At 71.7% G+C, this 25,316-nt stretch carries 6 protein-coding genes; all 6 read left to right on the plus strand.

Annotated features, from left to right (window positions below; translation table 11 throughout):
* Window positions 1-48: 48 nt before the first annotated feature.
* The 6 genes from NOO62_RS26860 (at window position 49) to NOO62_RS26885 (ending at window position 25,232) form a co-directional block, all read left to right on the plus strand.
* Window positions 49-987, plus strand: a complete 939-nt coding sequence (locus NOO62_RS26860) for an oxidoreductase (protein ID WP_268773406.1) — start codon at window positions 49-51, stop codon at window positions 985-987.
* 75 nt (window positions 988-1,062) lie between these two features.
* Complete coding sequence (locus NOO62_RS26865; protein ID WP_268773407.1) at window positions 1,063-1,830, plus strand: thioesterase II family protein; 768 nt, start codon at window positions 1,063-1,065, stop codon at window positions 1,828-1,830.
* Window positions 1,831-1,976: 146 nt separating this feature from the next.
* On the plus strand, window positions 1,977-3,209 hold the full coding sequence (locus NOO62_RS26870; protein ID WP_268773408.1) for a cytochrome P450: 1,233 nt from the start codon (window positions 1,977-1,979) through the stop codon (window positions 3,207-3,209).
* A gap of 4 nt (window positions 3,210-3,213) precedes the next feature.
* Window positions 3,214-3,432, plus strand: a complete 219-nt coding sequence (locus NOO62_RS26875) for a ferredoxin (RefSeq protein WP_268773409.1) — start codon at window positions 3,214-3,216, stop codon at window positions 3,430-3,432.
* A gap of 283 nt (window positions 3,433-3,715) precedes the next feature.
* Window positions 3,716-4,357 carry a LuxR C-terminal-related transcriptional regulator gene (locus tag NOO62_RS26880; RefSeq protein ID WP_268773410.1) on the plus strand — a complete coding sequence of 214 codons (642 nt, stop codon included), beginning with the start codon at window positions 3,716-3,718 and terminating at the stop codon, window positions 4,355-4,357.
* Between the two features lie 208 nt (window positions 4,358-4,565).
* Window positions 4,566-25,232 carry a type I polyketide synthase gene (locus NOO62_RS26885; protein WP_268773411.1) on the plus strand — a complete coding sequence of 6,889 codons (20,667 nt, stop codon included), beginning with the start codon at window positions 4,566-4,568 and terminating at the stop codon, window positions 25,230-25,232.
* Window positions 25,233-25,316: the final 84 nt, after the last annotated feature.

A 25,316-nucleotide genomic window follows, 5' to 3' on the forward strand; every position in this document is an offset into this window, starting at 1 on the left:
TGAGGGAACATCTTGACACCGAGTGTCACGTAGGGCAGCTTGTGTCGTATGAGTAATCAGCGTGGCTGGACCGCCGAGCAGATCCCTGACCAGAGCAACCGCGTCGTCGTCGTCACCGGGGCCAACAGCGGCCTGGGCTTCGCGACCACCCGTGCCTTGGCGCGCAAGGGCGCGCACGTGATCCTCGCCGTGCGCGACGAGGCGAAGGGCCGCGCCGCGGCCGACCGGCTCTCCGCCGAGATCCCGGGCGCCGCCCTTGAGGTGCGGCGGGTCGACCTGGCGGACCTGGACTCCGTGCGCGCCTTCTCCGACAAGCTGCACGCGGATCATGCCCGCCTGGACGTGCTCATCAACAACGCGGGCCTCATGGCGCCGCCGAAGCGACTCCTCAGCCCCCAGGGTCACGAGGTGCAGTTCGCCGCGAACCACCTCGGCCACTTCGCGCTCACCGGGCTGCTGCTCGACCTCCTGGAGGCCGGGGAGGACCCCCGCGTGGTGACCGTGAGCTCGCCCAACCACCGCCAGGCGGACCTGTTCTTCGACGACATCAACGGCGAGCGCAAGTATTCGCCGATGGGCTACTACAACCAGTCGAAGCTCGCGAACGCCGTCTTCGGCTGGCAGCTCCACCAGAAGCTGACCGCGGCCGGGAGCCGGGTGCGCAGCCTGCTCGCCCACCCCGGCTACACCTCGACCAACCTGCAGACGAGCTCACCCGCGGGCATGGTGAAGTTCCTGTTCGGGCGGCTGCTGCTGCCGCTCGCCCAGACTCCGGACCAGGGCGCGCTGCCGACGCTGTTCGCGGCGGCCGACCCGAGCGTGACGGGTGGCCAGTTCATCGGCCCCGACGGGATGGCCGAGCTGCGCGGTGCGCCGAAGACGGTGGAGCTGGCGCCCCGTGCCTCGGACGCGGAGAGCGGTCGCAAGCTGTGGGCCTTGTCGGAGGAACTCACCGCCGTACGCTTCGCGTTCCGCGCGGCCGCCTGATCGGTGGTCGGCGTAGGAGGGCGGCCGGGGTGGCTGTGAAGGGTGGGCGAAGATGACTGTGAAGGGCGAGCGAGGATGACTGCGAAGACCGCTGGGGTCAGTGCCTGGATCCGCCGGTACCGGCCGGCCGACGAGGCGCGCGCGAGGCTGCTGTGTCTGCCGCACGCCGGCGGCTCCGCGTCGTTCTACCTTCCGTTCGCCCGCGCGTTCGGGCCCGACATCGACGTACTGACCGTGCAGTACCCGGGGCGGCAGGACCGTTGGGACGAGCCGTGCGTGGACTCCGTCACCGGTCTCGCCGACGCGTTGCTCGACGAGGTGCTGCCGTGGGCCGATCGCCCGCTCGCGCTGTTCGGGCACAGCATGGGCGCGATGGTCGGCTACGAACTGGCCGTACGCCTGGAGCGCGCGGGCTCGCCGCCGCTGGCCGTGTTCGCCTCCGGCAGGCGTGCGCCCTCCCGGCTGCGCGACAACCCCTCGCCCATCCATCTGCGCGACGACCGCGGCCTGATCGACGAACTGCGGGCGCTCAGCGGCACCGACGCCCGCGTCTTCGAGGACGAGGAGCTGCTGCGCAGGGCGCTGCCCGCGATCCGCAGCGACTACAAGGCGGCCGAAACCTACCGCTACGTCCCCCGTCCCCGGCTTACGGCGCCCATCCACGTCATCGTCGGCGCCGACGACGGCCGGGTCACGCCGGACGAGGCGCGCGCCTGGGCCGACCACACGGAGGGCGGTTTCGGAATGGAGACCCGACCCGGCGGGCATTTCTATCTCACGGAACAGATGTCAAGTGTCGCCGAAACGGTATCGAGCCGGATTCTAGCGGAACTATTGCCGTAATCCAGCGTCACTATTGCGGAATTGCATTTACGGTGTGACCCTGATCACGGCAGAATGTGTTCCGGTAAACCACCTTGTTTGAGCCAACCACCTTGTTAGGCTGAATTCCTCTTTCGGATGCGAGTCGTGCGAGGTGTTGGAAAAACATGGGGGACGTGGACGTGGCCGAGATAGACATTGCCGGTCTGCCGGCATACCCGTTCATCGGGCCGGACGACAATCCGTTCATCCCGGTCACGGGATCGGACCTGGAACGGCTCGAAGGGCCCGTGGGGAAGGTGAGGCTTCCGTTCGGGGGATGGGCGTGGCTCGTCACCCGCCACGAGGACGTACGACAACTGCTGCGGCACCCGGGCTTCAGCTCCGATCAGTACAAGCCCGGGTTCCCGGTGCTGAACCCGATCCCGCCGAAGCAGGACGACGCGTCGGGCCTGTTCATCTTCATGGACGGCGACGCGCACAGCCGGTTCCGCAAGATGCTGACCGCCGAGTTCATGATCAAGAACATCCGGCGGATCGAGCCGCTCATCGAGGAGACGGTCACCGAGGCGCTGGACCGCATGCGGGACCTCGGCGCGCCCGCCGACCTGATGGCGGAGTTCGCGCTCCCCGTACCGTCGATGACGATCTGCCACCTGCTGGGTGTGCCGTACGCCGACCACGACTTCTTCCAGGACCACAGCCGCGTGATCATGGACAGGAACTCGGGCCCCGCGGAGGTCGAGGCGGCGCTCGGCGCCCTGGCCGGGCTCCTCGGCGACCTCGTCGACGCCAAGCGGAAGGACCCCGGCGAGGACCTCCTCAGCCGCCTCACGCTGGAGCGCGTGGACACCGGCGAGCTGCGCAAGGACGAACTCGTCAGCCTGGCCATGCTCCTGCTCGTGGCCGGCCACGAGACCACCGCGAACATGATCGGCCTCTCGGCGCTCGTGCTCCTGCAGCACCCCGAGCACCTAGAGGCCCTGCGCGAGGACCCGGCCCTGGCGCCGGGCATGGTCGAGGAGCTGCTGCGCTACCTCACCGTCGTACGCACCGGGCTGCCGCGCCTGGCCATGGAGGACGCGGAGATCGGGGGCCGGCGGATCCGTGCCGGTGAGGGCGTCGTCGCCATGCTCGCGATGTCCAACCGCGACCAGTCGGTGTTCTCCGACCCGGACCTGTTCGACCCGCAGCGGCGCGAGGCGCACCGTCACATGGCGTTCGGCTTCGGCCTCCACCAGTGCATCGGCCAGCCGCTGGCCCGCGCCGAGCTGCGCGTGGCACTCGTCGAGCTGGCCCGCCGCTTCCCGAAGCTGCGCTCCGAACTCTCCCTCTCCGACGTCCCGCAGCGCCCCATGGCGGTGACGTTCGGTGTGGCCGAGCTGCCCGTGACGTGGTGACGTGATGACGATGCGGATCACGGTGGACAGGGAGCTGTGCGCGGGCGCGGGCAACTGCGTGGCGACGGTCTCGGAGGTGTTCGACCAGGACGAGAAGGAGGGGCTCGTGCTGCTGCAGCTCGCGGAGCCGCCCCAGGACCTGTACGAACTGGTCGAGACGGCCGCGCAGATGTGCCCGGTGGGCGCGATCGAGATCGAGGAGCGTGTGCCTGCGTCGTCGTGACGGGTGACGGGTGACGGGTGACGGGTGACGGGTGACGGGTGACGGGTGACGGGTGGCGGGGTGGCGGGGTGACGTTCGCGTCGTGTTCGGCAGGAGGGTCAGGACGGTGAGGACCGTCGTGTTCGGCAGGGCGGTCAGGACTTAAGACCAGTACCGCCGGTGCGACGCGGACGCCGCCACACGCTCGGAAAATCTAAATAGGCCGGTGCGTTCTTTTTCGGTGTGTGAAATATGCGCAGCGGAAAGACGGGCCGATCAACGGGGGGTCTTTCAGTTGGACCAGATGGACCAGTTGGACCGGGGAATCAAGGCGCGAGTCATTATTTGTGATCCGCATCCTTATGCGCGTCTCGGGATTCGAAGATCACTGGAAAAGGATCCCGGACTGTCCGTCGTCGCCGAGGTGGCCGAGCTCTCGGAGCTCCTTTCCGCGGCGGAATTGTACGATCCGGATGCCGTGGTGCTCGACGGACAACTGCACCTCGACCACGCCCGGGAACTCGCCGGTGTCGACGCCGCACTGGTCGTCGTCGGGGACACGGATTCGGCCACGCGCTGGATCAGCCTCACGCAGGTGAACGTGGGTGCGCTGGTGCACTGCTACGACCCCGTGGAGGACCTCGTCGTGGCGGTACGCAAGGCGGTCGACGGGACGGGTTACGTGTCGCCCGGCCTCAGCGGGGCGCTGCTCAAGCTCACCCGGGCCATGGTTCCGCGCCACCTCTCGGCGGTGCCCACGCACGCGCCGCTCACCTCCCGCGAGTCCGAGGTGCTGCAACTGGTGCGCAGGGGGCTCGCGAACAAAGAGATCGCCCGGCGACTCGGCCTGAGTGAGAAGACGATCAAATTCCATGTCTCGAATGTGCTCGCCAAGGCCCATGTGGCTTCCCGGGCACAGCTGATCGCCTTGGCGCCCGCGATGTGACGACGGTCGTAGAAGAGTCGTAGAAGAGAAGTACGTGAAGACGGGGGTGCCCGCACGGTTCGAACGTGCGGGCACCCCCGTCGTCGTACGGGGTGGGAACCTGGCCGAAAGTCCAGGTTCCGGCGCCCGTACCTGCACCTAAGCCCGGCCGACGAGCACCGTCCTCTGGCCGAAGTCCATACCCGGGTCCGAACCAGATACTCGCCGTATGAAGGCATCCAGGTCAGACGAGCAGAGGACGGGCGACGCCCGCGACACCGCCATCGCAGTGATCGGGGCCTCCTGCCGAGTGCCCTCGGCGTCGACTCCGGCGGAGTTGTGGAGCCTCCTCATGGAGGGCACCGACGCCGTCTCGGCCTGGCCGCGGGAGCGCGGTGACGGCAGCCCGTCCTGGCGCGGCGGCTTCCTCGACGACGTCGCCTCCTTCGACGCCGCCTTCTTCGGCATCACCCCCGACGAGGCGGCCGCGATGGACCCCCAGCAGCGCCTCGCGCTGGAACTGGTGTGGGAGGCCATGGAGGACGCCGGTGTCCGCGACGACCGGCTGCGCGGTTCCCGTACCGGCGTCTTCGTCGGCGTCTCCTCCGACGACTACGCGGGCCTCGCCGCCCGCGGCGAGACGCAGACTCCTGGCCCCGGCGGGCCGCACGACTTCACGGGCCGTCACCGTGCCGTCATCGCCAACCGCGTCTCCTGGCACCTGGGCCTGCGCGGCCCCAGCCTCGCCGTCGACGCCGCACAGGCCTCGTCGCTGGTCGCCGTCCACCTGGCCTGCGAGAGCATCCGCAGCGGCGACGCCGACCTCGCCTTCGCGGCCGGCGTGAACCTGATCCTCTCGCCGGAGAGCATGCGCTCCACCGCGAGCCTCGGCGCGCTGTCCGCGAAGGGGCGCTGCGCCACGTTCGACGAGAACGCCGACGGGTTCGTGCGCGGGGAGGGCGGGGGAGTCGTCCTCCTCAAGCCGCTGGACCGCGCGCTGGCGGACGGTGACCGCGTCTACTGCGTCATCGAGGGCAGTGCCGTCAACAACGACGGCGGCGGCGAGCGCCTCACCGACCCCGACGCCGACGGCCAGCGCGACGTGCTGCGCCGGGCCTACGCCGACGCCGGGATCAGCCCCGACGCCGTCCAGTACGTCGAACTCCACGGCACCGGTACGCCGGTCGGCGACCCGGTCGAGGCGGCGGCCGTCGCCGATGTCATCGCGGGGGGCGGTGCGGGTGACGGCGGTGGCCGTGGCCGTGGCGGTGAGATTGCGGGCCGAGGTACGAGCCGGGAGCCGTTGCGGGTCGGATCCGTCAAGACGAACCTCGGGCACCTGGAGGCCGCCGCGGGCATCGTCGGCCTCCTGAAGGCCGCGCTGTCCCTGCGCCACCGGCAGCTGCCGCCCAGCCTGCACTTCAACGCTCCCAACCCGGCGATCCCCCTGGACGACCTGAATCTCCGGATGCAGACCGAGCCGGGCGTCTGGCCCGCGCCCGACGAACAACTCGTCGCGGGCGTCAGCTCGTTCGGGATCGGCGGCACGAACTGCCATGTCGTTCTGGCGGAGGCGCCCGAGACCGCCGAGACCGGTGAGACCGGTGAGGCCTACGACGACAATCCTCGTCCCGCGGCCGGTCGTACCCTGCCCTGGGTCCTGTCGGCCCGCACCGGCGGGGCGCTCGATGCGCAGGCCGCGCGGCTGCTCGCCCACATCGAGCAGCACCCGTACGCCGACGCCGTCGCCGACACTCCCGCCGAGGTTGCCGAGGTTGCCGAGGTCGCTGACGTCGCCTATTCGCTTGCCGCCGGGCGTTCGACGTGGGAGCACCGCGCCGTCATCGTCGGCAAGGACCGGGACGACCTCAAGGCAGGCCTCGCGCACCTCCACGAACAGGCCGTCAGCGGCATCGCCGAGCCGGGCGGGACCGCGTTCCTGTTCTCCGGCGTCGGCTCGCACCGCGTCGGCATGGGGCGTGAACTGTACGAGACGTACCCCGTGTTCGCGGCCGCCCTCGACGAGGTGCTCGACCACTTCGTCCCCGGCCTCGACCTGCGCGCGGTACTGCTCGGCGACGATGACGACGCGGCCGCCGAGGCGCTCGACGGCATGCGGTACATGCAGCCCGCGCTGTTCGCCTTCCAGGTCGCCCTGTACCGACTGGTCACGTCGTGGGGCGTCACCCCGGACCTGCTGGTCGGCCACTCCTTCGGCGAGATCGTCGCCGCCCACGTCTCCGGCGCCCTGCCGCTCGCCCACGCCGCCGCGCTCGTCGCCGCCCGCGGTGAACTCATGGAGCAGCTGCCGCCCGGCGGCGCGATGATCGCGGTCGAGGCGACCGAGGAGGAGCTGCTGGCCGCGCTCGACGGCGTCGACGACGTCTCGGTCGGCGTCATCAACGGCCCCCGCGCCGTCGTGCTCTCCGGCGCCGACGAGTCGGTCACCCGGATCGCCGAGGCGCTCGCCGCCGACGGCCACCGCACGAGCCGCCTCCGGGTCAAGAACGCCGCGCACTCGCCGCTGATGGCCCCCATGCTGGACGAGTTCGCCCGCCGCATCCACGGACTCGACGTCTCCGAGCCCGCCGTTCCCATCGTCTCCACCGTCACCGGCCGGGTCGGTTCCGCGCTCACGGAGGAGTACTGGGTCGGGCACCTCAGTGCCACCGTCCGCTTCCACGACGCGCTCGCCGAATGCCGCGCGCAGGGCGTGACCCGGTTCGTCGAGCTCGGCCCGGGCAGCGTGCTCACCCCGCTCGTCGCGCCGACCGAGACGGAGACCGCGGTCGCCCTCCAGCACCGCGACCACGCCGAACCGCAGGCCCTCCTGACCGGCCTCGCCACGGCCTGGACCGCGGGCACGCCCGTCGACTGGGCGGCGGCCGTCGGCACGGCACGGACCGTGGACCTTCCCACGTACGCCTTCCAGCGCCGCCGCCACTGGCTCGACGAGCGTCCCGCCGCAGAGGGGACGGAGGGGTCACAGGGAGCACAGGGAGTTCAGGGAGCTCAGGGAGCACGAGGGGCGCTGGGGGCCGAGGAGCACCTCAGCTCCGCGACGCTCGCCCTGCGCGACAGCATCCGGAGCGAGCCCGACGGTTACCTGGTCCGCTGGCTCTCCGACCACATGGCGCACCTCACCGGCACCGCGGCCGTCGACCCCGACGCGACCTTCCGCGACCTCGGCCTGGACTCCGTCCTCTCCGTCGAGCTGCGCAACCGCCTCGTCTCGGCGACGGGGCTGCGGATGCCCGCGAGCATCCTCTTCGACTACCCGACACTCCGCGATCTCGCCGACCACCTGCACGAACGCATCGTCGGCACGCTCGACGCGGCCGTGGGCACGTCGATTGCGGGGACGGGAGCGGTGGCGGTGGCTGCCGATGGCGATGGCGATCCTGTCGTGATCGTCGGTATGGCCTGCCGACTGCCCGGTGGCATCGACTCGCCGCAGCAGCTGTGGGAGGCGCTCGCCGCCGGTGTGGACGCCACGTCCGACTTCCCCGAGGACCGCGGCTGGGACCTGGCCAGCCTGTACGACCCGGACCCGGCCAACCCCGGCACGACGTACACGCGCAGGGGCGGCTTCCTGACGGGTGCTGGTGCGGGTGGCGGTGCTGGTGTCGGGGACTTCGACGCGGAGTTCTTCGGGATCAGTCCGCGTGAGGCCGCGGCGATGGATCCGCAGCAGCGGCTGCTCCTGGAGACGGCGTGGGAGGCGCTGGAGCGGGCCGGTATCGACCCGGACTCGCTGCGCCGCAGCAGGACGGGTGTCTTCGTCGGCGCCACGAACATGGAGTACGGACCGCATCTCGACGCCCCGACCGACGGCACCGAAGGCTTCCGGCTCACCGGCAACACGAGCAGTGTGGCGTCGGGACGTATCTCGTACCAGTTGGGTCTTGAGGGTCCGGCGCTGACGGTGGACACGGCGTGCTCGTCGTCGTTGGTGGCGCTGCATCTGGCGGTGCAGGCGATCAGGAACGGTGAGTGCTCGCTGGCTCTGGCGGGCGGTGTGACGGTGCTGTCTACGCCGGGCATGTTCGTCGAGTTCTCCCGCCAGCGCGGCCTCGCAGCCGACGGCCGCTGCAAGCCGTTCTCCGACGACGCGGACGGCACCGGCTGGGCTGAGGGTGTGGGTCTGCTGGTCGTCGAGCGTCTTTCGGAGGCGCGTCGGCTCGGGCATCAGGTGTTGGCGGTGGTGCGGGGCAGTGCGGTGAACCAGGACGGCGGCAGCAATGGGCTGACGGCGCCGAACGGTCCGTCGCAGCAGCGCGTCATCCGTGACGCGCTGGCCAGTGCGCGGCTGTCGTCGGCGGATGTGGACGTGGTGGAGGCGCACGGTACGGGTACGTCGTTGGGTGACCCGATCGAGGCGCAGGCGTTGCTGGCCACGTATGGCCAGGGGCGTGATGCTGAACGTCCGTTGTGGCTTGGCTCGGTCAAGTCCAACATCGGGCACACGCAGGCGGCCGCCGGTGTCGCGGGCGTCATCAAGATGGTGCAGGCGATGCGCAACGGCGTCATGCCGCGCTCCCTGAACGTCTCCGTTCCGTCCCGTCACGTGGACTGGGAGTCCGGTGCGGTGAGCGTGCTGGCGTCCCAGCAGGAGTGGCCGGAGCTCGACCGCCCGCGTCGCTCTGCCGTGTCTTCGTTCGGGATCAGTGGGACGAACGCGCACGTGATTTTGGAGGCGGCGCCGGTTGAGGAGGGTGCGGACGGCGGGGCGTTGGTCCCGGCGGGTGAGGCGCCCGTCTCGGTGGTGCCGTTGGTGTTGTCTGCGCGGAGTGCGGCGGCGCTTGCTGAGCAGGCGGGGCGGTTGGCGGCCCGGCTTGGTGAGGGTGTGGGTGAGGGTGGCCCGTTGGGGTTGCGGGATGTGGCGCACACGTTGGTGCGTGGGCGTGCGGGGCTTGAGCACCGGGCCGTGGTGCTTGGTGGTGATGCGGGTGAACTGACCACTGCTTTGGGTGAGTTGGCGGCGGGGCGTGAGGCTTCGGGTGTCGTCTCGGGGCGTGTGGGGGCGGGTGCCGCTGACGGTGGCGCGGTGTTCGTGTTCCCGGGGCAGGGTTCGCAGTGGGTCGGGATGGCTCGGGAGTTGTTGGAGTTCTCGCCGGTGTTCGCGGCGCGGATGGCCGAGTGTGGTGCGGCGCTTGAGCCGTTCGTGGACGGCTGGTCCTTGCTGGATGTGGTCCGGGAAGGCGATGAGGAGGTGCTGCGCCGCGTTGATGTGGTGCAGCCGGTGTTGTTCGCGGTGATGGTGTCGCTGGCGGAGTTGTGGCGTTCGCTGGGGGTGCGGCCTGCTGCTGTGGTGGGGCATTCGCAAGGCGAGATTGCTGCGGCTTGTGTGGCTGGGGCGTTGTCGCTTTCGGACGCGGCGCGTGTGGTTGCGGTGCGGTCGCGGGCGATTGTGCGGCTTGCGGGCAAGGGCGGGATGGTGTCTGTTCTGGCGCCTGAGCTGCAGGTTGTGGGGCGGTTGACTGCGGGCTTGCAGGTGGCTGTGGTCAATGGTCCTGAGCAGGTGGTGGTGTCGGGTTCGCCCGGTGAGCTGGATGCGTTCATGGCCGCGTGTGAGGCTGATGGTGTGCAGGTGCGGCGGATCGCCGTGGATTACGCCTCGCACTCGCCGCAGGTCGAGGAACTGCGGGCTGAACTCCTCGACGTACTCGGGGAGATCGAGCCTCGCAGTGGTCAGGTTCCGCTGTTCTCGACCGTCACGGGTGATGTGATCGACACAGCCGTGATGGATGCGGAGTACTGGTTCACCAACCTGCGGCAGACCGTTCGCTTTGACGCTGCGCTGAAGAGCTTGCTGGAAGCCGGGCACCGCGTCTTCGTCGAGTCCAGCCCGCACCCCGTGCTCGTGGGGGCCGTGTCTCAGGCCGCCGAGGGTGATGGCGTTGCGGGTGTGACGGCTGTGGGGACGCTGCGGCGCAACGAGGGTGGTTCGGCTCGGCTGTTGCAGAGTCTGGCTGAGGTGTTCGTCGCGGGCGTTGACGTGGACTGGTCGCCGTGGGTTGTGGGTGGTCGGCTGGTGGAGTTGCCTACGTATGCCTTCCAGCGTCGTCGTCACTGGCTGCCCGCAGGGCGGGCTGTGGTGGATGCCGCCGGGCTCGGGCTGCGGCCCGCCGGGCACCCCCTGCTCGGCGCCGCCGTTGCCCTCGCGCCGCAAGAAGGCCTCGTCCTCACGGGGCAGCTGTCGCTGAACACGTACCCGTGGCTGGAGGACCACGCCGTCTACGGGACCGTCATCCTGCCCGGTACCGCCTTCGTCGAGCTGGCGCTGCACGCTGGAAGCGAGGTCGGCTGCGGTGTCGTCGATGAGCTGACGCTGGAGCGGCCGCTCGTGCTGACGCGGGGCGTGTCGACGTCCGTGCAGGTGTCGGTGGGGGCTCCGGACGAGGCGGGACGCCGGTCCATATCCGTGCACTCGCGCGTCCAGGACGCCGGGGCCTCCGCCGGTCGGGACGCGGGGCCGGAGTCGGGGGCCGAGTGGGTACGGCATGCCGTGGGCGTGCTCGCGGATGTTGGTTCCGTCGCGTCGTCGGAGGAGCGGCTGGAGGGGCAGTGGCCGCCCGCCGGTGCCGAGCGCGTGGACGTCGCGGGTGCCTATGAGACGCTCGCCGATCTTGGTTACGGCTACGGACCCGTGTTCCAGGGGTTGCGTGGGGTGTGGCGCGACGGCGACGAGCTCTTCGCCGACGTGCAGCTTCCGGTGGAGGCCGATGAGTTCGGTGTGCATCCGGCGCTGCTGGATGCCGCGCTGCATCCGCTGCTCGCCGGGGAGATCGTGGTCCCCTTCTCGTGGAGCGGGGTGCGGCTGCACTCGGTGGGGGCGTCCGCGCTGCGGGTGCGGTTGTCGCGGGATGCCGGTAGCGGTGACGGTGCTGTGCGGTTGGCGGCGTTCGATGGTGCGGGTCTGCCGGTCGTCTCGGTGGACGAGCTGCGGTTGCAGAAGATGTCGCGGGAGCAGCTGGGTGCGGCGGTGGCGGGCGGTGCCGGTGACCCGTTGTTCGAGGTGCGGTGGGTCGACGTGCCGGTACCGGCGGCGCTGCAGGGTGCTTCGGGTGCTTCGGGCGTTTCCGACGGTTCCGATGGTGGGCTTCCGGCCGACGTCGTCGTCGCGCACGTCGAGCCCGGCGGGGACGCGGGTGCGCGGGTCGCGGAAGTGCTGGAGACCGTGCAGCGCTTCTTCGCCGAGTCGGCGGAGGAGGCCCGGCTGGTCGTGGTCACGCGCGGCGGGATGACGGACACGCCGGACCCGGCGACGGCCGCGGTGTGGGGACTGCTGCGTTCGGCGCAGGCCGAGCAGCCCGGGCGGATCGTGGTCGTCGACGTACCTGGGGGTGCGGACACAGCCACGGACACGGAGACAGTTGTCGTGTCGGCACTGGCCAGTGGCGAGCCTCAACTGGGCTTCGCTGCAGGCAGGGTGGCGGCGCCTCGGGTGGTGACCGTCTCCGCGGAGGCTCGTGTCACGGAGGATCGTGTCACGGAGGTGGGTGTCACGGAGGTGGGTTCCGCGCCGACGTGGGACCCGGACGGCACGGTCCTGATCACGGGGGCCAGTGGCGCGCTGGGGCAGCTCTTCGCACGGCACCTCGTGGCCGAGTACGGCGTACGTCATCTGCTGCTCGTCAGCCGTCGTGGCGCCGAGGGTTCCGAGGAGCTCGCGGCCGAGCTGACCGAGGCCGGAGCGACGGTGGCCTTCGCGGCCTGTGACGTCGCCGACCGGGAGGGGCTCGCGGCGGTACTGGCGGGGGTCCCGGAGGACCGTCCGCTGACGGCCGTGATCCATGCGGCGGGCGTACTGGACGACGGCATCGTCACCGCGCTGACCGCCGAGCGGATCGACACCGTGTGGCGTCCGAAGGCCGAGGGCGCCAGGCTCCTCGACGAGCTGACGCGGGATGCCGACCTCGCCGCGTTCGTACTGTTCTCGTCCGCCGCCGGTGTGATGGGCACGGCGGGTCAGGGCAACTACGCCGCCGCCAATGCCTACTTGGACGCGCTCGCCCTCGCCCGCCGTGCCGACGGGCTTGCGGCGACGTCGTTGGCGTGGGGTCTGTGGGCGGGCGACAGTGCGATGACCGCGCACCTCGACGAGGCCGACATCGCCCGGCTCTCCCGCAGTGGCCTCGGGTCCATGTCGACGTCCCAGGGCCTCGCCCTGTTCGACGCCGCCATGGCGGCCGACCGCGCCACCATCGTCCCGGCCCGCTTCGACATGCCCGCGCTGCGCAATCAGGCGGCGCAGGGGCGGCTGCCCGCCGTGTTCAAGTCGGTGGTGCGTGCGCCCGTACGCCGGGCTGTGGCGCCCACCGCGGAGGAGGCCTCGTCGTGGGCCGCCGGAATGGCGGCGCTGGACGAAGGGGAGCGGCGCGACGCGCTGCTCGAACTCGTGCGTGCGCAGGTGTCGTTGGTGCTCGGACTGGGTGCGGGTGCGGGTTCGAGTCCCGGTTCGGGTTCGGGTGCGTCGGTGGAGGCGGACCGGGCCTTCCGCGACCTGGGCTTCGACTCGCTGACGGGGTTGGAGCTGCGGCAGCGGCTGCAGACGGTGACGGGACTGCGGCTGCCGTCGACGCTCGTCTTCGACTACCCGACGCCGGCCGCGCTGGTCGGCTTCCTCCAGGAGGAGGTCGGGGGCACGGAGACGGGTGCGGCTTCGGTGGAGCCGGTCCTGGTGGCGGGTGGCGGAGCCGCCGGTGGTGACGACCCGATCGTGATCGTGGGGATGGCGTGCCGTTTCCCGGGCGGGATCCGGTCGCCCCAGGAGCTGTGGCAGGCCACCCTCGAAGGGGTCGACGCGATCACCGACTTCCCCGAGGACCGCGACTGGGACCTGGCGAACCTCTTCGACCCGGACCCGAGCCACATCGGTACGAGCTACTCCCGCCGTGGCGGATTCCTGTCCGGTGCCGGGGACTTCGACGCGGAGTTCTTCGGGATCAGTCCGCGTGAGGCCGCGGCGATGGATCCGCAGCAGCGGCTGCTCCTGGAGACCGCGTGGGAGGCCTTGGAGCGGACCGGTATCGACCCGGACTCGCTGCGCGGCAGCAGGACCGGTGTCTTCACAGGGCTCATGTACCACGACTACGGGACGTGGCTCGGCGAGGCGACCGAGGACGTCGAAGGCCTGATGATCACCGGCAACAGCGGTGGTGTGGCGTCGGGGCGCATCTCGTACCAGTTGGGTCTTGAGGGTCCGGCGCTGACGGTGGACACGGCGTGCTCGTCGTCGTTGGTGGCGCTGCATCTGGCGGTGCAGGCGATCAGGAACGGTGAGTGCTCGCTGGCCCTGGCGGGTGGCGTGACGGTGATGTCGACGCCGACGACGTTCGTGGAGTTCTCGCGGCAACGGGCGATGTCCGTGGACGGCCGGTGCAAGGCGTTCTCGGACGACGCGGACGGGGCGGGCTGGGCTGAGGGTGTGGGTCTGCTGGTCGTCGAGCGTCTTTCGGAGGCGCGTCGGCTCGGGCATCAGGTGTTGGCGGTGGTGCGGGGCAGTGCGGTGAACCAGGACGGCGGCAGCAATGGGCTGACGGCGCCGAACGGTCCCTCGCAGCAGCGCGTCATCCGTGACGCGCTGGCCGGCGCACGGCTGACCACGGCCGACGTCGACGCCGTCGAGGCGCACGGCACCGGTACCGCACTCGGCGATCCCATCGAGGCGCAGGCGCTGCTGGCCACGTATGGCCAGGGGCGTGATGCGGAACGTCCGTTGTGGCTCGGTTCGGTCAAGTCCAACATCGGGCACACGCAGGCGGCCGCCGGTGTCGCGGGCATCATCAAGATGGTGCAGGCCATGCGGCACGGCATCATGCCGCGCACACTCCACGCCGACACGCCCTCCCACCACGTCGACTGGGAGTCCGGGCAGGTCAGGCTGCTCACCGAGAACCAGGAGTGGCCGGAGCTCGACCGTCCGCGTCGTACCGGTGTGTCCTCCTTCGGTATCGGCGGGACGAACGCGCACGTGATTTTGGAGGCGGCGCCGGTTGAGGAGGGTGCGGACGGCGGGGCGTTGGTCCCGGCGGGTGATGTGCCTGTCTCGGTGGTGCCGTTGGTGTTGTCCGCGCGCAGTGGGGCGGCGCTTGCTGAGCAGGCGGGGCGGTTGGCGGCCCGGCTCGGTGAGGGTGAGGGCGGGCTGCTGGGGTTGCGGGATGTGGCGCACACGTTGGTGCGTGGGCGTGCGGGGCTTGAGCACCGGGCCGTGGTGCTCGGTGATGATGCGCATGAACTGACCACTGCTTTGGGTGAGTTGGCGGCGGGGCGTGAGGCTTCGGGTGTCGTCTCGGGGCGTGTGGGGGCGGGTGCCGCTGACGGTGGCGCGGTGTTCGTGTTCCCGGGGCAGGGTTCGCAGTGGGTCGGGATGGCTCGGGAGTTGTTGGAGTTCTCGCCGGTGTTCGCGGCGCGGATGGCCGAGTGTGGTGCGGCGCTTGAGCCGTTCGTGGGCGGCTGGTCCTTGCTGGATGTGGTCCGGGAGGGCGATGAGGAGGTGCTGCGCCGGGTTGATGTGGTGCAGCCGGTGTTGTTCGCGGTGATGGTGTCGCTGGCGGAGTTGTGGCGTTCGCTGGGGGTGCGGCCTGCTGCTGTGGTGGGGCATTCGCAAGGCGAGATTGCTGCGGCTTGTGTGGCTGGGGCATTGTCGTTGGGTGATGCGGCGCGTGTGGTTGCGTTGCGGTCGCGGGCGATTGTGCGGCTTGCGGGCAAGGGCGGGATGGTGTCTGTTCTGGCGCCTGAGGCTCAGGTTGTGGGTCGGTTGACTGCGGGCTTGCAGGTGGCTGTGGTCAATGGGCCCGAGCAGGTCGTGGTGTCGGGGGCTCCCGGTGAGCTGGATGCGTTCATGGCTGCGTGTGAGGCCGATGGTGTGCAGGTGCGGCGGATCGCTGTGGATTACGCCTCGCACTCGCCGCAGGTCGAGGAACTGCGGGATGAGCTGCTGGATGTGCTGGGGGCTATTGAGCCTCGCAGTGGTCAGGTTCCGCTGTTCTCGACCGTCACGGGTGATGTGATCGACACAGCCGTGATGGGTGCGGAGTACTGGTTCACCAACCTGCGTCAGACCGTTCGCTTCGATGCCGCCCTGCGGAATCTGCTGGAAGCCGGGCACCGCGTCTTCGTCGAGTCCAGCCCGCATCCGGTGCTGGTGGGGGCCGTGTCTCAGGCCGCCGAGGGTGATGGCGTTGCGGGTGTGACGGCTGTGGGGACGCTGCGGCGGAACGAGGGTGGTTCGGCTCGGCTGTTGCAGAGTCTGGCCGAGGTGTTCGTTGCGGGTGTTGACGTGGACTGGTCGCCGTGGGTTGTGGGTGGTCGGCTGGTGGAGTTGCCTACGTATGCCTTCCAGCGTCGTCGTCACTGGCTGCCCGCAGGGCGGGCTGTGGTGGATGCCGCCGGGCTCGGGCTGCGGCCCGCCGGGCACCCCCTGCTCGGCGCCGCCGTCCGGATCGCCGGTGGTGACGAGGTCGTCCTCACTGGGCGGCTGTCCCGTTCTACTCATCCGTGGCTCGACGATCACGGCGTCTTCGGCACCGTCCTGTTGCCGGGTACGGCGTTCATCGAGATGACGCTCCGCGCCGCCGACGAGGTGGGCTGCGGTGTCATCGAGGAGCTGACGCTGGAGCGGCCGCTCGTACTGGCTGAGGACGCCCAGGTGTCGGTGCAGGTGTCGGTGGGGGCTCCGGACGGTGCCGGGCGCCGGACCGTGAGCGTGCACTCCCAGGTGCAGGGTGCTGACACCGGTGCCGATATGGCCGGGGGAGCGGACTGGGTGCGGCATGCCGTGGGCGTGCTTGTTGACGCCGGTTCCGCTGCGTCGGAGGAGCGGCTGGAGGGGCAGTGGCCGCCCGCCGGTGCCGAGCGCGTGGACGTCGCGGACGCCTACGAGACGCTCGCCGGTCTTGGTTACGGCTACGGGCCCGTCTTCCAGGGGCTGCGCGCACTGTGGCGCGACGGCGACGAGCTCTTCGCCGACGTCCAATTGCCCGTGGACGCCGATGAGTTCGGCATTCACCCGGCGCTACTCGACGCGGCCCTGCATCCGCTGCCCTCGGGCGACCTGTGGGTGCCGTTCTCGTGGAGCGGGGTGCGGCTGCACTCGGTGGGGGCGTCCTCGTTGCGGGTGCGGTTGTCGCGGGATGCCGGTAGCGGTGACGGTGCTGTGCGGTTGGCGGCGTTCGATGGTGCGGGTCTGCCGGTGGTTTCGGTGGACGAGCTCCGGTTGCAGAAGATGTCGCGGGAGCAGCTGGGTGCGGCGGTGACGGGCGGTGCCGGTGACCCGTTGTTCGAGGTGCGGTGGGTCGACGTACCGGTACCGGCGGCGCTGCCGGGGGCTTCGGGGGCTTCGGGTGCTTCCGACGGTTCCGGTGGTGGGCTTCCGGCCGACGTCGTCGTCGCGCACGTCGAGCCCGGCGGGGACGTCCGGACGAGCGTGGCCGACGTACTGGCAACGGTTCAGGACTTCCTCGCCGCGTCGGCCGACGACGAGAGCTCCCGGCTCGCCGTCGTCACCCGTGGCGGCATCGCGGGCGCGCTGCCCGACCCCGCCACCGCGGCCGTGTGGGGCCTGCTGCGCTCGGCGCAGACCGAGCATCCCGGGCGCATCGTGGTCGTCGACGTACCCATGGTCGACGTACCCGCAGTCGACGTACCCGAGCAGGATGCCAGCGCCAACAATGACGCGCAGTCAGCGGTGCTCGCCGCTCTCGCGTCCACTGAGCCTCAACTCTCGCTGCGTGACGGCGTGTTGTCCGCACCCCGACTGGTAAGCGTCAACGTCGACGCCGCCCCCGCCGCCTCCCCCTCCGCCCCCGAGTGGACCCCCGACGGCACGGTCCTCATCACCGGCGCCGGCGGTTCCCTCGGACGGCTCGTCGCACGACATGTCGTGGCCGAGTACGGCGTACGACACCTGCTCCTCGTCAGCCGTCGCGGCGCCGAGGGCGCCGAGGAGCTGGCCGCCGAACTGTCCGGGGCCGGCGCGACTGTGACGTTCGCGGCCTGCGACGTCGCCGACCGGGAGGGGCTCGCGGCCGCCCTGGCGGGGATCCCGGACGACCACCCGCTGACCGCCGTGATCCACGCCGCGGGCGTACTCGACGACGGCATCGTCACCGCGCTGACCCCCGACCGCATCGACACCGTCATGCGCCCGAAGGTCGACGGCGCCCGGCACCTGGACGAGCTGACGCGGGACGCCGACCTCGCCGCGTTCGTACTGTTCTCGTCCGCCGCCGGTGTGATGGGCACCGCGGGACAGGGCAACTACGCCGCCGCCAACACCTACTTGGACGCCCTCGCCCTCGCCCGCCGAGCCGACGGGCTCCCCGCGACCTCGCTGGCCTGGGGCCTGTGGGCCGGTGGCGACAGCGCCATGACCGCACACCTCGACGAGACGGACATCGCCCGGCTCACCCGGGGCGGGCTCGCCCTGATGTCCCCCGCGCAGGGCCTCGACCTGTTCGACGCCGCCCTCGCCGCCGACCGCGCCACCCTCTTCCCGGCCCGTCTGGACCTGCTCGCGCTGCGCAACCAGGCGGCGCAGGACCGGCTGCCCGCCGTGTTCAAGTCGCTCGTCCGTGCGCCTGCGCGTCGTGCGGCGGCCGCCGTAGGGGCCGGGCAGGCCTCGTCGTGGGTCGCCGAGATGGCGGCGCTGGACGGAGACGGACGGCAGGCCGCCCTGCTCGAACTCGTCCGTGGGCAGGTGTCGTTGGTGCTCGGACTCGGTTCGGGTGCCTCCGTCGAGGCGGACCGGGCCTTCCGTGAACTGGGCCTCGACTCCCTCACCGGCCTGGAGCTGCGACAGCGGCTCCAGACGGTGACGGGACTGCGGCTGCCGTCGACGCTCGTCTTCGACTACCCGACGCCGACCGCCCTGGCCGACTTCCTCCAGGAGGAGGTCGGCGGGACGGACGCCGCTCCGGAGGCCGCGTCGGCCCTGACGCCCGTCGGCGGGGCTGCCGCCGACGCCGACGACGACCCGATCGTCATCGTCGGCATGGCGTGCCGTTTCCCGGGCGGGATCCGGTCGCCGCAGGAGCTGTGGCAGGCGGCCCTCGACGGGATCGACGCGATCACCGACTTCCCGGACGACCGCGGCTGGGACATCGCCGACCTCTACGACCCCGACCCCGACCGGGCCGGCAAGACGTACACCCGACGCGGCGGCTTCCTGCACGACGCCGCGGTGTTCGAGCCCGAGTTCTTCGGGATCAGCCCGCGTGAGGCCGCGGCGATGGATCCGCAGCAGCGGCTGCTCCTGGAGACCGCGTGGGAGGCCCTGGAGCGAACCGGTATCGCCCCGGACTCGCTGCGCGGCAGCAGGACCGGTGTCTTCACCGGACTGATGCCGATGGAGTACGGTCCGCCGCTGCACGAGCCCGTCGAGGGCATGGACGGCTTCCGTATGCTGGGCAGCGCGTCCAGCGTGGCGTCGGGGCGCATCTCGTACCAGCTCGGGCTCGAAGGCCCGGCGATGACGATCGACACGGCCTGCTCTTCCTCCTTGGTGGCGCTGCATCTGGCGGTGCAGGCGATCAGGAACGGTGAGTGCTCGCTCGCTCTGGCGGGTGGCGTGACGGTCATGTCGACGCCGACGACGTTCGTGGAGTTCTCGCGGCAACGGGCGATGTCCGTGGACGGCCGCTGCAAGGCGTTCTCGGACGACGCGGACGGGGCGGGCTGGGCCGAGGGTGTCGGACTGCTGGTCGTCGAGCGGCTCTCCGAGGCGCGTCGGCACGGGCACCGGGTCCACGCGGTCGTACGGGGTTCCGCGGTGAACCAGGACGGCGGCAGCAACGGCATGACGGCGCCGAACGGTCCGTCGCAGCAGCGCGTCATCCGTGACGCGCTGGCCAGTGCGCGGCTGTCGTCTGCGGATGTGGACGTGGTGGAGGCGCACGGTACGGGTACGTCGTTGGGTGACCCGATCGAGGCGCAGGCGCTGCTGGCCACGTACGGACAAGGGCGTGATGCGGAACGGCCGTTGTGGCTCGGTTCCGTCAAGTCCAACATCGGGCACACGCAGGCGGCGGCCGGTGTCGCGGGCATCATCAAGATGGTGCAGGCGATGCGGCACGGCGTCATGCCGCGCACACTCCACGCCGACACGCCCTCCCGTCATGTGGACTGGGAGTCCGGTGCGGTCAGCGTGCTGGCGGCCCAGCAGGAGTGGCCCGAGCTCGACCGCCCGCGCCGCTCCGGTGTGTCGTCCTTCGGCATCAGCGGGACGAACGCGCACGTGATTCTTGAGGCGGCGCCCGAGGGCGAGAACGAGGCCGAGCGCGAGTCGGCGGGCGTGCCCGCGTCGGCGCCCGGCGACACCGCGGTTCCGGTTCCGACGGACGCCTCGACCCGGAACGCCTCGATCCAGGACGCCCCGACCCGGGACGCCGCTCTCGCCTCCGACTCCGCTCTCGCCCCCGACTCCGACTCCGCTCCTGACTCCGCCCCCGCCGCTCCCATGACCCCCTGGCCCCTGTCCGCCAGGACGGCCGACGGGCTGCGGCGGCAGGCGGCGCGTCTCCTCGACCACCTCGCCGAGGACACCGCCCTCGACCCGCGCGACGTGTCCCACACCCTGGCCACCGGCCGGGCGTTGATGGACCACCGGGCCGTCGTCCTCGGCACCGGACGCGATGCCCTCACCGAGGCCCTCGCCGCCGTCGCCCGCGGCGAGGACGACCCCGCCGCCGTCATCGGCGCCGTCCCGGCCGTCGGGGCGGGCGGGCTCGCCCTCGTCTTCTCCGGGCAGGGCTCCCAGCGCGCCGGTATGGGACAGGAGCTGTACGGGCGGTACCCCGTCTTCGCCGAGGCCTTCGACGCCGTGTGCGCCGCGGTCGACGCGCACCTCGACGGGTACGCCGAACATCCGCTGCGCGACGTCGTGTTCGCGCCCGAGGACTCCCCGCTCGCGCCGCTGCTGCAGCAGAGCATGTACACCCAGACCGGCCTGTTCGCCCTCGAAGTCGGCCTCCTGGAACTGCTCAGGGACTGGGGAGTGACCCCCGGGCACGTCATGGGCCACTCCCTCGGCGAGATCACCGCGGCCTACGCCGCGGACGTCCTCTCGCTGCCCGACGCCTGCGCCCTCGTCGCCGCGCGCGGACGCCTCATGCAGGCCCTGCCGGAGGGCGGGGCGATGGTGGCCGTCGCGGCGGGCGAGGAGGAGACCCGCGCGTACATCGCGGAGGCGGGGCTCGCCGACGCCGTCGGGATCGCCGCCGTCAACGGCCCGCAGGCCGTCGTCGTCTCCGGCGACGAGCCCGCCGCGCTCGCCGTCGCGGACCACTTCCGGGCCGCGGGCCACCGCGTGCACCGCCTCGCGGTCTCGCACGCGTTCCACTCGCACCGCATGGAAGCCATGCTGGACGAGTTCGCCGACGCGCTCTCGGGGCTGTCCTTCAACGCGCCGCGCATACCCGTCATCTCGAACGTCACCGGCGGACCGGTCGACGCCGAGCGCCTGTGCACCGTCCAGTACTGGGTGGACCACGTCCGCAGTGCCGTCCGCTTCGCCGACGGCGTGCGCGCCCTCGCCGAGCACGGCGTCCGCGCCTTCCTGGAGGTCGGCGCCGACGCCGCCGTGACCCCGATGGCGCACGCCACGCTCGACGAGTACCTCGGGGACGCCGGATACGTCGCCGTCGCCACCCTCAAGTCAGGGCAGGACGAGGCCCTCGCCCTGACGCGGGCCCTCGCCGAGACGTACGTGACCGGCACGCCCGTGCAGTGGCACCGGCTGTTGCGGCCGGGCGGCCGCCCCACCGAACTGCCCGGCTACCCCTTCGCCGGTCAGCGCTACTGGCAGGACGCCGCCAGCTCCACGGTCGGCATCCGCGCCGCAGGCCTCACCGGCACCCGGCACCCGCTGCTCGGCGCCGCCGTCCACCTGCCCGACGGACAGACGGTGCTGACCGGGCGCATCCTGCCCGGCGCCCACCCCTGGCTCGCCGACCACGCGATCGGCGGCACGGTGCTGCTGCCCGGCACCGCCTTCCTCGACCTGGCCCTGCACGCGGGCGCCGAGACGGGCTGCCCCGTCGTCGAGGAACTGACGCTGCAGGCCCCGCTGTTGCTGCCCACCGACACCGCCGTCTACCTCCAGGTGGTCGTCGGCGCCCCGGACGCGTCAGGCCGCCGTACGGTCGCCGTCCACTCCTCGTCCGCCCCGGCCTCCGGCACCGAGCCGCAGGTCCAGCACGCGACGGGCACCCTGACCGACACACCCGCCCAGCCCGGCGACACGGCGGACCTGGAGCCCGCCGGTACCGACGCCGAGCGCATACCGGACGCCGAGCGCATACCGGTCGACGGCCTCTACGCCGACCTCGCCGCCCGCGGCTACGGCTACGGCCCCATCTTCCAGGGCCTGCGCACCGCATGGCGTACGGCCGACGCCCTCTACGCCGAGGCGGAACTGCCCGCGCAGCCCGGCGCGTTCGGCATCCACCCGGCGCTCCTCGACGCCGCCCTGCACGCCGTCACACTCGGCGTGCCGTCGCTGCCCGGCACCGACGGGCCGCGACCGCTGCTCCCGTTCTCCTGGACGGGCGTCACCCTGCACGCGTCCGGGGCCGGTGCGGTACGGGTCCGGCTCACCGCCACCGCCGACGGCGCGGTCTCCCTGACGGCTGTCGACTCCGCGGGTCAGCCCGTCGTCACCGTGGACGCGCTGCTGCTGCGGCCGATGTCCGCGGCGACGGCGCCCGGCGGGGACAGCGGACTGCACCTGCGCTGGCGTCCGGTACCCGTACCGGAGAGCATCGGGGCGCCCGTTCCCGGCGTCACGGTCACAGAGGTCGCGCCCGGGGGCGAGGGCTATGGCGAGGGCTATGGCGAGAGCGATGGCGAGGGCTATGGCGACGGCCGTGGCGACGGCTACGTACATGCACGGCTTTCCGAGGTGCTTGGGCGCGTGCAGCGCTTCCTCGCCGAGACTGCCGAGACTGCCGAGACTGCCGAGACTGCCGAGACCGCCGAGACGGCCGATATGACCGGTACGGCCGGTACGGCTGAAACAGCTGAGGCCGCCGCAACGTCCGACACTGCCCCAGGAGGCGGTGACGAACGGCTCGTCATCGTCACCCGCGGCGACATGATGGGCCGCCCCGACCCGACGACCGCCGCCGTATGGGGTCTCATCCGGGCCGCCAGGGCTGAGCACCCCGGACGCCTGCTGCTCGTCGACGTCGACGCCCGCACCGCCCGTTCCGCCGACGCCGTCGCGGCGGCCGTCGCCACGGGCGAACCCGAGCTCGCCTGGCGCGACGGGCAGGCGTACGTGCCGCGGCTCAGCCGCACGGCTCCTGACCTGCTCGTACTGCCGGACGGCGCGTCCGAGTGGCGCCTGGGGACGACGACCGGCGAGGGCACCGACTCCGCAGCTTCCGCAGCTTCGGGCGCTTCCGCAGCTTCCGCAGGTACCGCGGACGGCCACAACCTCGCCCTCGTACCCGTCGTATCCACGACCCCCCTCGCCCCGCAGGAGATCCGGGTCGCCATCCGCGCCGCGGGCATCGCGCCCGCCGACCTGACCGACGCGGCCACCGGAACCCTCAGCAGCCGAACCCCCGGCATCGAAGGGGCCGGAATCGTGACCGAGGTCGGCGCGGAGGTCACGGCACCCGCCGTGGGCGACCGTGTCTGGGGCGTCTTCCCCGAGGGCGGCGCGGCCGCTCGCACCGCCGTCACCGACCACCGCTCCGTCGCCCCCCTGCCGAAGGCCCTGACCTTCGCGGCGGCAGCGGCGGCAGCGACCCCGTACCTCGCCGCCTGGCACGCCCTGGTGGACGAGGGCGGGCTACGGGCGGGGCAGCGGGTGCTGATCCACGCGGCCGCGGACCCCGTCGGCCTCGCCGCGGTCCGGATCGCCCGGCACCTGGGTGCCGAGGTCTACGCGGCCGCGCCGCCCGCCGCCCACGACGCCCTGCGCGACGCCGGCCTCGACGGCACCCACCTCACCGGTCCCGAGCCCGGCGACATCGCCCAGCGCGTACCGGCCGGACTCGACCTCGTCCTCGACCCGCACCGCACCACCGGCGCCGAGGTGTCGGCGGCCCTGCTGCTCACCGCCGACGGTCGATACGTGACCGCCGACGCGCGCGCAGCGGTCACCGCCACCGATGCCGCCACCGACGCCGCCACCGCCGCGGCCACCGCCACCGCCCCCGACGCCGGGCGACGGCAGGCGATCCTCGCCGAACTCTCCGGACTGCTCGACTCCGGCGCACTGCGCGCGCTGCCGTTCACGGCCTACGACATACGGTCGGCCACGGCGGCATTCCGCGACGCCGCCACCGCCACCGCCACTGCCACCGCGACCCCGGCTCTTGGCCGTACCGTCCTGACCGTCCCCCGCCCCATCGACCCCAACGGCACAGTCGTCCTCACCGGCGCGAGCGGCACCCTCGGGCGGCTCGTCCTGCGCCGCCTGGTCGCCGAACACGGCGTACGCCACGTCCTGTTGCTCAGCCGCAGCGGCACCGAAGCCCCCGGCGACCTCCTCGACGTCCTCGACACTCTGGACGTACGCGACGACGGCCTCCGGATCCGCTCCGTGGCCTGCGACGTGGCCGACCGCGAGCAACTCGCCACGGCGCTCTCCGGCATCCCCGCGGAGCATCCGCCGACCGCGGTGGTGCACACGGCGGGCGTCCTGGACGACGGGATCCTCGCGTCCCTCACCCCGGAGCGCCTCGCCACCGTGCTGCGCCCGAAGGCGGACGCCGTACGCGCCCTGCACGACGCGACCGCCGACGCGGACCTCGCCGCCTTCGTCGTGTTCTCCTCGGTCGCCGGAGTCCTCGGCTCGGCGGGGCAGGCCAACTACGCCGCCGCCAACGCCTACCTGGACGCGTACGCCGCCCGTCGGCGCGCGGCGGGCGCCCCTGCGGTCTCCGTGGCCTGGGGCCTGTGGCAGGAGACCAGCTCGATGACGGCCGGTCTCGGCGCCGCCGACCTCGGCCGGATCGCCCGCACCGGACTGCTCCCCACGACCACCGAGGAGGGCCTCGCCGCCTTCGATCTGGCGCTCACCGCGGCCACGCCGCACCTCGTCCCGGTACGCGTCGACACCGCAGCCCTGCGGACGGCTGACACTGTGCCGCCGCTGCTCCGGGATCTGGCGCCCGCACAGCAGCGCCGGACCGCGGCGGGCGCGTCGGATGCGTCGAACGCGTCGGGTACGTCGACGACACCCGCCGCCTCCGCCTCCCTGGAGAGCAAGCTGCGCGGCCTCCCCGCCGAGCAGCGCACCGCGCTCCTGCTCGATCTCGTCCTGGCGGACGTCGCCCAGGTGCTCGGGCACGGCGATCCGCGCGGCATCTCCGCCGACGGGGCGTTCCGCGACCTCGGGTTCGACTCGCTGACCGCGGTGGAACTCCGTAACAAGATTGCCAACCGGGTCGGTGTGAAGCTCAGCGCGACGGCGGTGTTCGACCACCCGAGCCCGCGCGCCCTGGTCGACCACCTCGCCACGAAGCTCACCCCGGCGGCGCCGGTACCGCCATCGCCATCGGCACCGGCACCGGCACCGGCATCGCCATTGGCATCGGACGGCGAGCAGCAGCCCGGCTACGAAGGAGTCATGGCCGACCTCGCCCGGATCGGCGCCCGGCTGAACGGGCTGCGGCTCACCGGCGTCCAGCGCGCCGCCCTCGCCGAGACCGTCCGCTGCCTGACCGAACCGCCGGCGCACGGGCACCCCGTCCCGGCCGACGACGAACCGGCGCCCGCGGAGCCGCCCGCGGACCTGGAGGCCGCCACGGCGGCGGAGGTCCTCGCCTTTGTGACCAACAACCTCGGCATCTCCATCACTGGGGATATCACCGCCGACACCACGCCCGATACATACGCCACGCCCGATACATACGCCACGCCCGCCACCGACCAGAGTTGAGAGTGAGTTCATGCCCACCGAGAACGAACTGCTCCAATACCTCAAGGCGGTCTCGCAGGAACTGCACGCCACACGGGGGCGGTT

Source organism: Streptomyces sp. Je 1-369, assembly GCF_026810505.1.
In the GTDB taxonomy this organism is placed as follows: Bacteria; Actinomycetota; Actinomycetes; order Streptomycetales; family Streptomycetaceae; genus Streptomyces.

Excerpts from the sequence above, each read along its gene's own strand:
- NOO62_RS26885 (WP_268773411.1), top strand. The coding sequence starts at position 4,566 with ATGAAGGCATCCAGGTCAGACGAGCAGAGGACGGGCGACGCCCGCGAC.
- NOO62_RS26870 (WP_268773408.1), top strand. The coding sequence starts at position 1,977 with ATGGGGGACGTGGACGTGGCCGAGATAGACATTGCCGGTCTGCCGGCA.
- NOO62_RS26880 (WP_268773410.1), top strand. The coding sequence starts at position 3,716 with ATGGACCAGTTGGACCGGGGAATCAAGGCGCGAGTCATTATTTGTGAT.
- NOO62_RS26875 (WP_268773409.1), top strand. The coding sequence starts at position 3,214 with ATGACGATGCGGATCACGGTGGACAGGGAGCTGTGCGCGGGCGCGGGC.
- NOO62_RS26860 (WP_268773406.1), top strand. The coding sequence starts at position 49 with ATGAGTAATCAGCGTGGCTGGACCGCCGAGCAGATCCCTGACCAGAGC.
- NOO62_RS26865 (WP_268773407.1), top strand. The coding sequence starts at position 1,063 with ATGACTGCGAAGACCGCTGGGGTCAGTGCCTGGATCCGCCGGTACCGG.